This window comes from Gordonia spumicola, assembly GCF_009932475.1.
GTDB lineage: Bacteria > Actinomycetota > Actinomycetes > Mycobacteriales > Mycobacteriaceae > Gordonia > Gordonia spumicola.
Genome location: NZ_BJOV01000002.1, coordinates 491,632 through 506,914, shown reverse-complemented (window position 1 = coordinate 506,914; position 15,283 = coordinate 491,632). Strand labels below are relative to the sequence as shown.

12 protein-coding genes are annotated in these 15,283 nt (G+C 67.7%); 11 read left to right on the top strand and 1 reads right to left on the bottom strand.

The window, feature by feature from the left end:
* The first annotated feature begins 20 nt into the window (after positions 1–20).
* From GYB83_RS04450 to GYB83_RS04405, 10 genes are all read left to right on the top strand, one after another.
* Entirely contained in the window at positions 21–770 is a 750-nt protein-coding gene (locus GYB83_RS04450) for a lysophospholipid acyltransferase family protein (protein ID WP_161894339.1), read from the top strand.
* Position 771: 1 nt separating this feature from the next.
* Positions 772–1,539: a lysophospholipid acyltransferase family protein gene (locus tag GYB83_RS04445; RefSeq protein WP_161894338.1), complete on the top strand. Its 768-nt coding sequence runs from the start codon at positions 772–774 to the stop codon at positions 1,537–1,539.
* Positions 1,536–2,366: an HAD family hydrolase gene (locus GYB83_RS04440; protein WP_161894337.1), complete on the top strand. Its 831-nt coding sequence runs from the start codon at positions 1,536–1,538 to the stop codon at positions 2,364–2,366. The genes GYB83_RS04445 and GYB83_RS04440 overlap by 4 nt, the downstream gene beginning before the upstream one ends.
* Before the next feature lie 257 nt (positions 2,367–2,623).
* The gene (locus GYB83_RS04435) at positions 2,624–4,243 is read left to right on the top strand and encodes a SpoIID/LytB domain-containing protein (protein WP_161894336.1); all 1,620 of its coding nucleotides are present in this window, start codon (positions 2,624–2,626) and stop codon (positions 4,241–4,243) included.
* Positions 4,244–4,512: 269 nt separating this feature from the next.
* Positions 4,513–5,709 carry a UDP-galactopyranose mutase gene (gene glf, locus GYB83_RS04430; RefSeq protein ID WP_161894335.1) on the top strand — a complete coding sequence of 399 codons (1,197 nt, stop codon included), beginning with the start codon at positions 4,513–4,515 and terminating at the stop codon, positions 5,707–5,709.
* A complete protein-coding gene (locus GYB83_RS04425; RefSeq protein WP_161894334.1) occupies positions 5,710–7,644 on the top strand; it encodes a glycosyltransferase in 1,935 nt (644 codons plus the stop codon).
* Entirely contained in the window at positions 7,625–8,188 is a 564-nt protein-coding gene (locus GYB83_RS04420; RefSeq protein ID WP_161894333.1) for a phosphatase PAP2 family protein, read from the top strand. The genes GYB83_RS04425 and GYB83_RS04420 overlap by 20 nt, the downstream gene beginning before the upstream one ends.
* A complete protein-coding gene (locus tag GYB83_RS04415) occupies positions 8,189–9,112 on the top strand; it encodes a decaprenyl-phosphate phosphoribosyltransferase (protein WP_161894332.1) in 924 nt (307 codons plus the stop codon).
* Positions 9,099–11,138: an arabinofuranosyltransferase AftB family protein gene (locus tag GYB83_RS04410; RefSeq protein WP_161894331.1), complete on the top strand. Its 2,040-nt coding sequence runs from the start codon at positions 9,099–9,101 to the stop codon at positions 11,136–11,138. Before GYB83_RS04415 ends, GYB83_RS04410 begins: the two co-directional genes overlap by 14 nt.
* Positions 11,139–11,467: 329 nt before the next feature.
* Positions 11,468–12,466, top strand: a complete 999-nt coding sequence (locus GYB83_RS04405; protein ID WP_161894330.1) for an alpha/beta hydrolase — start codon at positions 11,468–11,470, stop codon at positions 12,464–12,466.
* 124 nt (positions 12,467–12,590) lie between these two features.
* On the opposite strand, the gene GYB83_RS04400 is transcribed toward GYB83_RS04405, so the two are convergent.
* The gene (locus tag GYB83_RS04400; protein WP_161894329.1) at positions 12,591–13,511 is read right to left on the bottom strand and encodes a hypothetical protein; all 921 of its coding nucleotides are present in this window, start codon (positions 13,509–13,511) and stop codon (positions 12,591–12,593) included.
* Positions 13,512–13,805: 294 nt separating this feature from the next.
* Between GYB83_RS04400 and GYB83_RS04395 the strand changes: the two genes are divergently transcribed.
* A complete protein-coding gene (locus tag GYB83_RS04395; protein WP_161894328.1) occupies positions 13,806–15,230 on the top strand; it encodes an alpha/beta hydrolase-fold protein in 1,425 nt (474 codons plus the stop codon).
* Positions 15,231–15,283: the final 53 nt, after the last annotated feature.

Here is a 15,283-nt window from a genome sequence, read left to right as displayed (position 1 = left end):
ATCGACTAGGCTCTAGTCGCATGGAACCCGTGTATTCCTCCGTCATCTCGACCGCTCGCATGCTGTGGCTGGCGCAGGGCCTCAAGTTCGACATCTCGGGCGTGGAGAACGTGCCCAAGGACGGTCCCGGCGTGGTCGCCTTCAACCACACCGGCTACCTCGACTTCACCTTCGCGGGCATTCCCGCGTATCTGCAGGGCAAGCGGTACGTGCGGTTCATGGCGAAGAAGGAAGTGTTCGACAACGCGGTCGGCGGCCCGATCATGCGTTCCCTCAAGCACATCCCGGTCGACCGCGCGAACGGCGCGCAGAGCTACCACGACGCCGTCGACTACCTCAAGCGGGGGGAACTCGTCGGGGTCTACCCGGAGGCGACGATCAGCCGCAGCTTCGAGCTGAAGTCGTTCAAGAGCGGAGCCGCCCGCATGGCGCTCGAGTCGGGTGCGCCGCTGGTCCCGACGATCGTGTGGGGAGCGCAACGCATCTGGACCAAGGGCCACCCGCGCAACATGGGCCGCAACGGCTTCAAGATCATGGTCGGCGTCGCCGAGGCGATCGCGCCCGAGGGCACGCCGGAGCAGCTCACCGCACGACTGCACGAGTCGATGCGCGCCAAGCTGACCGAACTGCAGGACGGTTACGGCCCGTACCCGCCCGGTGAGTTCTGGGTGCCCGCGGCGCGCGGTGGCGGGGCTCCGACGCTGGACGAGGCGAATGCGATGGACGCCGCGGAGGCGGAGGAGAAGGCCCGCAAACGCGGCGAACAGTGACATGGAGCCCGTCTACCGGACGCTGGAACTGATCGCCGGCACGATTCACGCGGTGCAGGGCACGCGGCGGACGGTGGCCGGGCTCGACAACGTGCCCGAGTCGGGCGGTGCGGTCATCGCCGTCAACCACACCGGGTACACGGACTTCATGCCGCTCGGTCTCGCCCTGCGAAAGCGTCGTCGGCGTGCGCGTTTCCTCGTGAAGTCCGAGTTGACGGACATCGGCGTCATGCGGTTTCTCGTGAAACATGCGCGGGCCGTGCCGGTGGACCGGTCCGCGGGTGCGGACGCCTACCGAGTGGCCGTCGACGATCTGCGCGCGGGTGAACTCGTCGGTGTCTACCCGGAGGCGACGATCAGCCGCAGCTTCGAACTCAAGGAGTTCAAGACGGGAGCGGTGCGGATGGCGATCGACGCCGGTGTGCCGGTGATCCCGACTATCGTGTGGGGCGCGCACCGGCAGTGGAGCAAGGGCGTGCGACGGCGGATGGGTCGAACTCGGATCCCGATCGACGTCGCCTTCGGCGAGCCGCTGCACTTCGCGGCGGACGACGACCCGGCGGACGCCGCCGAGCGGCTCCGGACGGTCATGGTCGACCTCTTGTACCGCGTGCAGGACGCATACCCTGACGCACCGGCGGGCGCCGACTGGTTGCCCGCACGCCTCGGCGGAAGTGCGCCGACCCCCGACCACGCGCTGATCCTCGAAGACGCCGAGGCCGCGGAGAAGGCGGCTCGTCGGGCAGCGAAACGAGAGAAGAAGAAGTGACCTTCGGACCCCCGTCCATGATCGCGTCCGACGTCGACGGCACGCTCATCGTCGGCGACGACCCGATCTCGCCCCGCACGGTCGAGGTCCTGCTCCGGGCGCGGGCCGCCGGAGTGGAGCTCGTCCCGTCTACCGGTCGTCCCCCGCGCTGGGTGCCGCCGATCACTGATCAGCTCGCGGGAACCGCGGCGGCCACCCGATTCGCGGTGTGCGCCAACGGAGCCATCGTCTACGACGTGCTCGGCGACCGGATTCTGCACGCCGAGGAACTGTCGACCGACGTCCTCGAGACGCTCCGCGACATCTGCGCCGACGCGGTCCCCGGCGTCGGTCTGGCCGCCGAACGCGCCGGGACCTCCGCGCACGACGCGGCGACGGCGTCGTTCGTGGCGACGTCCGGGTACAAGCACGCGTGGCTCAACCCCGACCACGTCGAGGTCAGCGACGGCAGGCTCGTCGAGGCTCCGGCGGTGAAGCTCCTGGCCCGTAAGCCGGGCATGTCATCGAGGGAGATGGCCGCGTCGGTGAGGCCGCTGATCGGCGACCTCGCCGAGGTGACGTTCTCCATCGACACCGGACTCATCGAGATGTCGGTCCCCGGCGTCCACAAGGCGTCCGGACTGCGGTGGCTGCTCGCGAACACCGACGTCGACGGGTCGTCGGCGATCGCGTTCGGCGACATGCCCAACGACATCGAGATGCTCCGCTGGGCGTCGCACGGCGTGGCGATGGGCAACGGCGACCCCGCGGCCCTCGCCGCCGCCGACGAGGTGACCGCGCCCGCGGCCGACGACGGCGTCGCCGCAATCCTCGAACGCTGGTTCTGACCCGGCTCCTCCGCCCGCGTGGGTCCGGGCGAGCGTTTGGTCGTCTCGTCGTCTCGTCGAGCGTTTCGTCGGTTCGTCGAGCGCAGTCGAGACGCAGCAAGTGGGGAGCAACATCGAACATGCGTTCTCGACCGTGACGCGCTTGTGATCGCTTGGGCTTGGCGGACGGCACGTAAGTTCACTACTGTCACAGGAGTCCCACAAGTCACACGGGCCTCAGGAGCGCTTCTGAGGTTCCCGCCCGAAGGGGTTCTGCAGTGCCCAACGTCCGTCCCAGTCGTGCCAAGAAGCGAACGATCACCTTCGCAGCGTTGGGGTTGGCGCCTGCGCTCCTCGCAGGCGGCCTCGTCGTCGGTGCGACCGGAGTCTTCAGCGAAGACGTCGGGCTCACCGCGGGCAACAGCTTCGTGCTCGACGGCCACGGCCACGGGCACGGTCGGGGACTTGGTCAATGGGGTGCGTACGGCTACGCCAAGCAGGGCTGGTCGGCGGATCGAATCCTGCGCCACTACTACGGGAACACCACCGCGGGGAAGGTGGGCACTGCCGACGAGGTCACGGTCTCGCTCAGCGAGAAGTCGTCGGTCAGTGTCCATGCGGGGGCTGGGCTCAAAGTAGGCGGCCAGACGGTGGCTCCCGGGCAGGCTGTCAGCCTGTCCGGGGGTACTGCCTCCATCACTCAGGGCTGCGGCGGCGCCGTCGTGAAGACCGTTCCGGCGACGCAGGTCGACCCCGTCGACCCGGCCGCGAACCGCCCGGCGAACGAACTGCTCACCTTCTGCGCGGGCGGTGACGCATTCCGCGGCTCCATCGGCCTCGCGGGCGGCAAGGTGATCAACAAGCTGCACGTCGACGACTACGTCAAGGGTGTGATCCCGAAGGAGTCGATGCCCTCGTGGGGCGACTCGGGCGGATTCGAAGCGCTCAAGGCGCAGGCGGTCGCCGCGCGATCGTACGTTCTTGCCGGCCTCCAGCAGGGGCGCGACATGGACAACACGCAGGCGTCGCAGATGTACAACGGCGCGTCCGGCGAGGATCCGCGCACGTCGCGGGCGGCCGACGCCACCGCGGGCCAGATCCGACTCCTGAACGGAAAGCCCGCGCTCACCGAGTTCTCGGCGTCCACCGGCGGCTTCACCGCGGGCGGGCTGTTCCCCGCCGTCGAAGACGCGGGCGACTCGATCGCGCCCGATCACAACTGGAAGGCCGAGGTCAGCGCGGGCAGCATCGCGAGCGCGTTCGGCGTCGGTTCACTGAAGAGCTTCGAGGTGATCGAGGCCAACGGTCTCGGCGCGGGCAGTGGCCGCGTCATCAAGGTCCGGGTTGTCGGCACCGGCGGCACCGTCGAGGCCAGCGGCAACGACGCTCGCGTGAAGCTGCAGCTCAAGTCCGACTGGTTCTCCATCGAAGGCCAGAAGTCGTTGCCGAAGATCGTCAAGCCGACGGTCGGAGCGCCCGCGGTCGGCGACTTTCTCGACCTCGGTCCCCTCGGCGACGTCCTGAACACGGTGATTCCCGGATTGTCGGCGCTCGGCTCTCCCGACCTGTCGTCGATCACCGCCCAGATGCGGCCGATCATCGAGCAGATCATCAAGCAGGGCACCACCGCGCTCGGCCTCAAGGCCGACTCGCTGAAGGGCCTCGTCAGCCGGGAGCGCAGCGACAACTCGCAGGGGTCGACGGGAACCGTCAGCGCCCCCGAACTCCTCACCGACGGTCACGGAATGCAGGGCCTCGTCCAGGTGCTGCAGAACGGCGTCCTCTACTTCAGCCCGCTGACCGGCGCGCATGCGCTCTTCGGCCAGGCGCTGACCGACTTCCTCAACGCGGGCGGTCTCGCCAAGCTCGGCTTCCCGACGGCGGACGGTCTGCGCTAGCCCCCCGACTGCGCTCGGCGAGCCGGCGGTCGCGGTGTGCTTGGACGTTGGGTGCGGTGGGCTGGGAGCTTTCCCGGTTCGTCGAGCGCAGTCGAGACGCGCTGGGTGGTGACGGCTGGGCGGCGGGTCCTCGACTGCGCTCGGGGAGCCGGTCGTTGAGAGGGTGGTCGGCGTTGCGCTGGTCGCAGACGAAGCTCACAGCGTGACATGCGCTATCGTGTGCCGGTGCTGGGCGAATACTCAGCTTCTGTCGGATAGGCTGAACAGCCGTGACGGACAACAATTACGACCTGATCGTCGTCGGCTCCGGGTTCTACGGCCTGACCGTGGCGGAGCGCGCAGCGACCCAGCTCGGCAAGCGGGTGCTCGTCCTCGACCGGCGCGACCACATCGGCGGCAACGCGTACTCGGAGGCCGAGCCGGAGACCGGCATCGAGATCCACAAGTACGGTGCGCACCTGTTCCACACGTCCAATAAGAAGGTGTGGGACTACGTCACGCAGTTCACCGAATTCACCGGCTACCAGCACCGGGTGTTCGGGCTGTACCAGGGCCAGGCGTACCCGCTGCCCATGGGCCTCGGTCTGGTCAACCAGTTCTTCGGCCGCTCGCACACGCCCGACGAGGCGCGCGCCCTGATCGCCGAGCAGTCCTCCGAATTCGACTCGAAGGACGCGGCGAACTTCGAGGAGAAGGCGATCAGCCTGATCGGTCGTCCCCTGTACGAGGCGTTCATCAAGGCGTACACCGCCAAACAGTGGCAGACCGACCCGAAGAACCTGCCCGCGGGCAACATCACCCGACTGCCGGTCCGCTACAACTTCGACAACCGCTACTTCAGCGACACCTACGAGGGACTGCCCGTCGAGGGCTACACCGCGTGGCTGGAGAACATGGCGGCGGACGAGCGCATCGAGGTCCGCCTGTCGACCGACTGGTTCGACGTCCGCGACGAGCTGCGCGCCGCCAATCCGGACGCGCCCGTCGTCTACACCGGTCCGCTCGACCGCTACTTCGACTACTCGGCGGGCGAACTCGGCTGGCGCACCCTGGATTTCGAAACCGAGGTGCTGCCGACGGGCGACTTCCAGGGCACGCCCGTCATGAACTACAACGACGCCGAGGTCCCGTTCACGCGCATCCACGAGTTCCGTCACTTCCACCCGGAGCGCACGAACTACCCGTCCGACAAGACCGTGATCATGCGGGAGTTCAGCCGCTTCGCCGAACAGGGCGACGAGCCGTACTACCCGATCAACACGCCCGACGATCGTGAGCGGCTCGCGGCCTACCGCGACCTCGCGAAGGCCGAGACCGCGTCGCACAAGGTCCTGTTCGGCGGGCGCCTCGGCACCTACCAGTACCTCGACATGCACATGGCGATCGCCAGTGCGTTGACAATGTTCGACAACACGCTGGCGCCGCACCTGCGCGACGGTGCGCCGCTCGCGTCGGAAGCAGAGTAGATGAGCAACCCCACGAAAGCCGTCAGCCTCCTGCAGCGGGTCATCTTCCCGCGGCCGGGCGAGCCGCTCGACGTGCGTTCCCTGTACCTCGACGAGGCGTCGACCAACAGCGGCCGCGCGCATGCGCCGTCCCGCACCAGCGTGAGCCTGGGCGCGGACTCCGAGGCCAGCTTCGCGACGTACTTCAACGCGTTCCCCGCGTCGTACTGGCGCCGCTGGAGTGTCCTGACCTCGGTGGTGCTGCGGGTGGAGATCCGCGGCAATGCTCGAGTGGACCTCTACCGCTCGAAGATCGACGGTTCGCGGATCGGCATCGGCGGCGACCTCGTGCCCGTCGACCCGGAGACCGGCGTCGGCGTCATCGAACTCGAGACCGACCTCGGGCCGTTCGAGGACGGCGGCTGGATCTGGTTCGACGTCACCACCGACTCGGCCACCGAGATCCTGTCGGCCGGTTGGTACGCCACCGTCGAACCCGGTGCCGGGAGCGAAGCGAACGGGCCGAATAGAGACAGTGCGCGGATTCAAAACGGCGTCACCGTCGGGATCCCGACGTTCAACCGTCCCACCGACGCCGTCGCCGCGCTGGCCGCACTGACGTCCGACCCGCTGGTCAACGAGGTGATCGACGCCGTTCTGATGCCCGATCAGGGCACCCGCAAGGTGAAGGACGAACCCGGCTACACCGAGGCCGCCGAGGCGCTCGGCGACCGTCTGCACATCTTCGACCAGGGCAACCTCGGCGGATCGGGCGGTTACTCGCGCATCCTGTACGAGGCGCTGCGTCTCACCGACAGCCCGTACATCCTGTACATGGACGACGACATCATGATCGAGCCCGACTCGATTCTGCGTGCCCTCGCCCTGTCGCGTTTCGCCAAAGCGCCGATGCTCGTCGGCGGTCAGATGCTCAACCTGCAGGAACGCAGCCACCTGCATTGCATGGGCGAGGTGATCGACCACCACAAGTTCATGTGGACGGCGGCGCCGTTCGTCGAGTACGACCACGACTTCTCGAAGTACCCGCTCACCGATCGGGACAACTCGTCGCACCTGCACCGGCGCATCGACGTCGAGGGCAACGGCTGGTGGATGTGCATGTATCCCCGCGAGGTCGCCGAGACCATCGGGCTGCCGCTGCCGCTGTTCATCAAGTGGGACGACTGGGAGTTCGCACTCCGCGCGGCCCGTGCGGGCTATCCGACGGCGACGGTCCCGGGCATCGCGATCTGGCACATGGCGTGGAGCGACAAGGACGACGCCATCGACTGGCAGGCGTACTTCCACCTGCGCAACCGTCTCGTCGTGGCGTCCATGTACAAGGACGGCTCCATCGACGGCATCCTGACGTCGATGGCGAAGGCCACCGCCAAGCACCTGCTGTGTCTGGAGTACTCGACGGTCGCCATCCAGAACGAGGCGATCCGCGACTTCCTCGCGGGACCGGACCACATCCGCGACATCCTGCCGACGGCGCTCGGCAAGATCGCCGCCATCCGCAAGGAGTACCCGGACGCCGTGGTCCTGCCGTCCGCGCAGGATCTGCCGAAGACCTCCGGCGAGGCCACCGCACTCGGCGTCAATGGCCCCGAGGGTGCGGTCGCCAAGGCGAAGACGCTGGTCAAGGCGCTGATCAACAATGCGCGGCCGGCCGATCCGCGTCACCACGAGACGCCGCAGGCCAACTACCCGCCGATCGAGGCCCGCTGGTTCTCCCTCGGCCGCGTCGACGGCGTCACCGTCACGACGGCGGACGGGCGCGGCGTGGTGTACCGCAAGCGGGACCGCGACAAGGCGATCGCCCTCGGCCGCGAATCGGCGGCACTGGTCCGTGAACTGCGCGAGCGGTTCGACGACATGCGCGGGGAGTACCGCGCCGCACACGACGACCTCGTCAGCAAGGAGAGTTGGGCCCGTGTCTTCGGAATCGACTGATCTCACACCCGCGACGGGTGAGGCCGCCGCGCTCGTCGCCATCCAGGGCGCCATCGCCGACCGGCCGGGTGTGCTGCCCGCCGCCCGCGGGCTGTCGCACTTCGGCGAGCACTCGCTCGGCTGGCTCGCGCTCGCCGGTGCGGGGGCCCTCGCGGCCCATCGCCGCGGAGACGTCGTCGCACGCCGCCGCTACATCGAGGCCGGAGCCGGAGCGTTCACCGCGCACGCGGCGTCGGTCGTCATCAAGCGCGTGGTCCGCCGCAAGCGTCCGAATCACCCCGACATCAAGGTCGGCGTCGGCACGCCGAGCAAGCTCAGCTTCCCGTCGAGCCATGCGACGTCCACCACGGCCGCCGCGATCCTCCTCGGACGAGCCGCTGGTCTGCCGCTCGGCGTGCTCCCCGCCGTGATCGTGCCGCCTATGCTCGTTTCACGTTTGGTGCTCGGCGTCCACTACCCTTCCGATGTGACTGCCGGAGCACTCGTCGGAGCGCTGACCGCAGGCGCGGTCATTGCCGCAGACACGAGAATCGAGGAGCAGTAGATGAGCGAGGAGCCGATCGAGACCGGAGTCACCGGTCCGCCGAAGAACTTGGCGTCCGGTCTGGTCAAGGCGTTGCGTCCCCGCCAGTGGGTCAAGAACGTGCTGGTGCTGGCCGCGCCGATGGCCGCGGGCACCGACACGCTCACCGACGGCGGCAAGATGGCCGCAGTCGGCATCGCGTTCGTCGCGTTCTGCCTGGTCGCGTCGTCGATCTATCTGATCAACGACGCGCTCGACGTGGAAGCCGACCGCCAGCACCCCACCAAGCGTTTCCGGCCGATCGCCGCGGGCGTCGTCCCGCGCAATCTGGCGTTCGGACTGGCCGTGGTCCTCGCCGCGGCGTCCATCGGCATCTCGTTCCTGGCGAACTGGCAGACGGCCGTCACCATCGGCGTCTACCTGCTGATTCAGCTCGGCTACTGCTTCGGCCTCAAGCACCAGGCCGTCATCGACATCTGCATCGTGTCGTCGGGCTTCCTGCTCCGCGCGATCGCCGGTGGCGTCGCGGCCGACCTGCCCAACGGCCTGTCGAAGTGGTTCCTGCTGGTCATGGCCTTCGGTTCGCTGTTCATGGCGGCGGGCAAGCGCTACGCGGAACTTCAGCTCGCGGAGCGCACCGGAGCCAAGATCCGCAAGTCGTTGCAGTACTACACGACCACCTACCTGCGTTTCGTGTGGACGCTGTCGGCGACCGCGGTCGTCCTCTGCTACGGCCTGTGGGCGTTCGACGGTCCGCACGACGACAACGTCTTCTACGCGATCTCGATGGTGCCGTTCACCATCGCGATCCTGCGGTACGCGGTCGACGTCGACGGCGGCCAGGCAGGCGAGCCGGAGGAGGTCGCCCTCGGCGACCGCGTCCTCCAGGCGCTCGCCGTCGCGTGGGTCGTGATCGTGGCTGTGGCCGTCTATGTCCCCGTCTGACACACCCGCCTCGGCGACCGATTCGCGTCGCCGTCTGATCGCGCCGATCACGAGCTTCTCGATCGGCGCGATCGCCGTCACTGTGCTCTTCGCGATCGGTGCCTGGCAGCGTCGGTGGATCGCCGATGACGGCCTCATCGTGCTGCGCACCATCCGCAACCTGCTCGCGGGCAACGGGCCCGTGTTCAACGCGGGGGAGCGTGTCGAGGCGAACACGTCCACCTTGTGGACGTACGTCCTCTGGTTCTTCTCGTGGATCACCGGGGCCGAGCACACCGAGTACGTCGCGCTCTGGGTGGCGCTGATCCTGTCGGTGTCGGCGATCCCGCTCGCCATGTACGGCACCGCCCGCTTGTACGGGCGCAGCGTCACCGGACCCGGGGTCGGACTGCTGCTGCCGCTCGGCGCGATCGTCTACATCGCCGTCCCGCCCGCCCGCGACTTCGCGACGTCCGGCCTCGAGAACGGCCTGACGATCTTCTGGGTCGCCGCGCTGTGGTGTCAGTTCCTCGCGTGGGCGCGCAGACGCGACGCCGAACCGAGCCGCCGGACGCGTGCCGCGTTCCTCGCGCTCGCCTTCACCGCGGGTCTGGCGCCGCTGGTCCGTCCCGAAGGCGCCGTCCTCGGCGTCCTCGTGCTGCTGGTGCTGTTCTGCTCGCCCATCGGCTGGCGGATGCGCCTGGCGATGACGGCCGTCGCGGGCCTGCTTCCGGTGGGCTACCAGATCTTCCGGATGGGCTACTACGCCGTCCTCGTGCCGAACCCGGCGATCGCCAAGGACGCCAGCGGCTCCAAGTGGGAGCAGGGCTTCAAATACCTCGGCAACCTGTTCGGCCCGTACACGCTGCTCCTCCCGGTGATTCTGGCGGTCGTCGTCGGCGTCCTCCTGGCGGTCCTCGCCCGGGCCGACCGTCTCGCCCGGTCGTCGAGCGAGTCCGTCCTGCCGTCGAGCGAGTCCGCCGGATCGTCGAGCGCAGTCGAGACGTACCGCGACGCCGCGATACCCGACATCCTCGACGACGACGAGCCCGAATCCTCGCGCGATCGGCTGGTCGCCCGGTGGTCGGCGTTCTCGCGCGGGATGCAGTCGCAGCGGACCGTTGTCGTCACGATGCTTCTCGCAGGCCTGATCCTCGGCGTCTACTGGCTCCGCCAGGGCGGCGACTTCATGCACGGCCGTGTCTTGTTGACGCCGCTGTTCATCCTGCTGCTTCCGGTGATGGTCGTGCCCGCGGTCCTGCCCGACACGGTGCGCACGCGCAGCGGGCAGCTCCGTCTGGCCGCCGCGGTGGGCATCGGACTCGCGTGGGGTGCGACGGTCTGGTGGGGCGTCTCCGAACACAGCAAGGTGCTGTCGAACTCGCCGATGGACATCGGCCGGGACGGCATCGTCGACGAGCGTCGCTTCTACGTCACCAACATGGGCAACGAGAATCCGATCCTCGCGTCGGACTATCTCGACTACCCGCGCATGCGTGCCATGGTCGAACGGATCGACGAGCTCCGCGACACCGGCGGCATCATCCTGCCGTCGGGCGACTACGACCAGTGGTACGTCGCGAAGCTGCCGGACACGATGGCCGCGGGCAAACCGCGGCAGGTGACCGTCTACTTCCTCAACCTCGGCATGACGAGCATGAACGCCCCGCTCGACGTTCGGGTGATCGATCAGATGGGCCTTGCGTATCCGCTTGCGGCACATACTGAACGCCTCACCGACGGTCGGATCGGGCACGACAAGAACTTGCCGAGCTCGTGGGTGATCGCGGAGAGCGGCGGCGTGACCAAGGGCAGGGGACTGCCCGCGTTCGTGTCCCGGCGGGACGTCGTGTTGGCGAAGTACGCGCTCACCTGCCCGGAGACGGTCGATCGCTTCGCGTCGTACAAGGACACCTGGAGTTTCACGCGATTCCGCCACAACCTGCTGCAGGCCGCGGAGTTCAACAGCTACCGGATCGCCCGCGAGCCGCAGTACGAGATCCTGCGGTGCGGACTTCGCATGCCGGACGATCCGCCTAAGAAGTAGCAAAACGTTATCTGAGCGTCGGATGAGTGACACATGAGACAGTCACTTGCCCGGTCTGATCTCGGAACGGTAACGTCGTTCCTCGTTCAGTCGATACACACCAAGTAGGACCGGCCGCCCCCGGGCGGTCGGAACGAACGGCAAGGCCCGCCTGACCAGTGCGAGTGATACCGATCACAGCGTTTGGGCAGGGGTGTCGTCCCCGATAGACTGCGCTCTAGTCCGTTGCGGATGGGGCGCATGTGAATCGCGGGTCGGCGAGGGTCGACAGCGACGCAGGTGGAGACTCCACCGGGGCGTCGAAACAACGTTAGGGAGATTTCAAGTCAATGCGTGAAGCGAAGAGCACGCGGCGCTACGGTCGAAAGCTGACCGCAGTCGTCCTCGCGGTCGTCACCGCAATGGGCCTGATGGGTACCTCGATCGGTTCCGGCAAGGCCGACGCCGCCCCCGGCTTCCAGGAGTTCTGGATCGACGCCTGTGGCATGCCCACCAATGGCGCCTTCGGCAACAAGTCGATGGCTCCGGGCAAGGTCAAGGTCCGCGCCTGGAAGAAGGCGGGAAACCAGCGCACGGTCATCGCCCTCGACGGCATGCGCGCGCAGTACGACAAGAGCGGTTGGGAGATCAACACCAACATCCAGAACATGGTGAACCGCGGCGTCAACGTCGTGGAGCCGATCGGTGGACCGAACAGCTTCTACACCAACTGGGATGCTCCCTCGAACTTCAACGGTCAGAAGAAGCGCTACATGTGGGCGTGCGTTCTCGACAACCGCCTCGTCCCGGCGCTGCGCTCGCGCGGTTTCAAGGGCAAGAACGGCAAGTACGCGATCATGGGCCTGTCGATGGGCGGCGGCGCCGCTCTGACCCGCGCCGCACAGCGTCGTGACCTGTACTACGCGGCTGCCTCGCTGTCGGGCTACAACTTCCTGACCGCGCCCGGCATGCGCACCGCACTCCGCATGGCGATGCTCGACGTCGCACCGGCCCCGTGGAACATCGACGCCATGTGGGGCCCGCCGTGGAGCCCCCGCTGGGCCCAGAACGATCCGGCTCGCATCGTGAACAAGATGCACGGTCTCAAGGTCTTCCTCGGCTCGGGCAACGGCCTCTTCGGTCGCTACAACTACCCGCAGAACGTCGTCGACGACTTCGTCAAGGGCACCCCGCTCGAACTCCTGGCATTCGCACAGACGAAGGCCTTCGAGCTCAGCGCGAACATCCAGGGCGTCCCGACCATGACCTACTACGCCAACGGCACCCACGCGTGGGGCTACTGGCAGGACATGGCGTGGAACGCACTGAACCGCGGCTTCTTCCGCTAGATCTCTCTCGCAAAGCGCCCCCGCACCTTCTCGGTGCGGGGGCGTTCTTGTACCCGCTCCTCTCGGCTGCATCCGCTCCCTCTGGCTGCACTCGCTCCCTTCGCGGAGGGAGCGAGTGCAGTGGTCAGTAGCGGATACCGAGTCGGTCGTAGCGAGCCTTCAGTTTGGGGATCATGGTCCCGGCTCGGAGGTCGTGCCAGATCCACCGTCCGACGTCGAGGCCGAGATCGCGGAGTTCGTCCTCGCGGATCTTCTCCTGGATGACGACGTCTTCCGGGTCGTCGCCGCCGCGCATCCTGCGGCGGTACTTCACCAGGCCGTCGAACTCTCCGACGAACACGTCGCCGATCCCGAAGTCGCACCGGGCGACGCGTCCGGAGGCGAGGTGATGCTCCACCTGGAGGTCGGGCAGCGGGAGTTCCTCCTCGATCATCTGGGCGCGACTCCACGATTCGCCGGGCGATTCGGATCGGCCGTCCGCGAATGACAGGGCCCGACGGGCCAGTGCCACTCCTCGCCGGTTGCCGACGAGCAGTCGTTCCATTGCCTCAGGAGGGACTCCGTGGGCCAGTGCGACGTCGAACACGGTGAGGGCCTGCGGGAATCGGCCGGTGCCGAGCGCGACGTCGACGGCCGTCCGGGCCTTGCTCGTGACCAGGACTCCGTCGATCTCGACGACGGCGTCCGCGGAAAGCGGGCCCGCGTGGACAACCCGCCTCGGTCTCGTTGATCCACCGCCGTCGCGGCCGTTCGTGACGTGGATCCGTTGCCGATCCGGGTACAGGAGCCGCCACCCGAGGACGGCGGCGGAGTCGTGGCTGAGGACGGGCCGTCCACGGCCGAGCCCGGCTGCGATGCTGCGGTATCGGTAGAGCTCGCCGTGCGGGTCGTCGGCTTCGGCCAGTGAAGTGTTCGGCAGATACCGGCCGCGCGCGAGGATCAGCAACTCCTTCGTTCGGACGGCGTCGTCGATCCGCCGGGCCGTGATGCCGTGATCCAGCGCCGTCTCACGTCGAACGATTCCGTACTCGTCAATCGGCCACATGGGACGAAGTAGACACCCGAAAACCGGATGCGTGCACGTGCGCTATCCACAGGCTGTACACCCGCTCCTCTCCGCTACACCCGCTCCCTCCGCGAAGTGAGCGGGTGCAGCGGAGAGGAGCGAGTGTGGCGGAAAGCGGGCGGACCGCCGGAATCGAGACACATTAGTCACACAATTAACATGTGTCACAGCGTGGCGCACAGACAAGCCTCGAGTAGACGTGTAGAAAATGCTCAGGAACCCGTGTCGACAGCACGACGCGGAGAGATGACCCGGCCCCTCGAGGAGCACGAAGTGAAGATCTGGAAGACGACGACGTCGCGCCGCGCGGTCGCGGCGGTCGCGGTCGCGGCGAGCGCGTGCATGGCAGTCGCCGCCGCACCCGTCCACGCCGAGCCGAACACCGTCCCGACCACCGAGGTCGCGACGAAGACCAAGCCGAAGCCGAAGCCCGCGCCGTCGCCCGAGCAGAAGCCGGGAGCCAAGCCGCCCGTCGCCGCTCCCGCACCGCCCGCGACTGTCACCAAGGTCGCCTGGTATTCGTCGCACCGCGTCGCGCTCTGGGTGCACTCGCCCGCGATGAACACCGACATCCAGGTGCAGATCCTGCTGGCCCGCGACTGGTTCGCCCGACCGGACATGAAGTTCCCGCAGCTGACCATGCTCGACGGCCTGCGTGCGCAGGACGATCAGAGCGGCTGGATCATCAACACCAACGTCGAGCAGTTCATGGCCGACAAGAACGTCAACGTGATCCTGCCGGTCGGCGGCGAGTCGAGCTTCTACACGGACTGGAAGGAACCCGACCGCGGCAAGAACTACAAGTGGGAGACGTTCCTCATCCACGAGCTGCCGACCGTCCTGGAGAAGGATTGGCGGTCGACCGACGTCCGCGCGATCCAGGGGCTGTCGATGGGCGGGACCGCGGCGATGATGCTCGCCGCCCGCAACCCCGGCTTCTACCGGTTCGCGGGCTCGTTCTCCGGCATCCTGCAGCTGACGTCGTACGGCATGCCCGAGGCGATCCAGTTCGCACTCCGCGACGGCGGCGGCTACGACGCGGCCAAGATGTTCGGTCCGCCGAGCGACCCGGCCTGGAAGGAGCACGATCCGTACGTGCTCGCCGACAAGCTCCGCGGCACCAGCCTGTACATCTCGTCGGGCAACGGCGTCGTCGGCCCGCACGACAAGCCGTCCGACATCCCGCTGCTCGCCACCAACTACTCGGGTGTCGGCCTCGAGGTGCTCTCGCGTGTCACCAGCCAGCAGTTCGCGTCTCGCTTGAACAAGCTCGGCATCAACGGGCAGGCCGTCTACCGCCCGTCGGGAACGCACACGTGGCCCTACTGGCAGTTCGAGATGGTGCAGGCCTGGCCGCAGGTCGCCGGCGCACTCGGACTCTCCGGCGACAAGGTGGCGTGCACCGTCGGCGATTCGTTCAAGAAGGCTCCGCAGATCAACGGACTCGGCGGCTGCCTCACTCCCGAGTACGCCGTGCCGGGCGGCCGCGCGCAGGACTTCCGGAACGGCCGGATCTTCACCGGACCGAAGGGCCCGAAGGTCGTCGGCGGGGCGATCGGCGGAGCCTACGTGCCCGCCATGGAACGCCTCGGACTGCCGACCAGCGACGAGCTGACGGGCCGCGACGGCGTCAAGTTCAACACCTTCGAGCGCGGCAAGATCACCTGGACCCCGCAGACCGGGGCGCGCGTCGAGTGACGTCGGCCACCACCGCACGGGAGTTGTCTGAACAATGCCTGAGAGGACGCCGT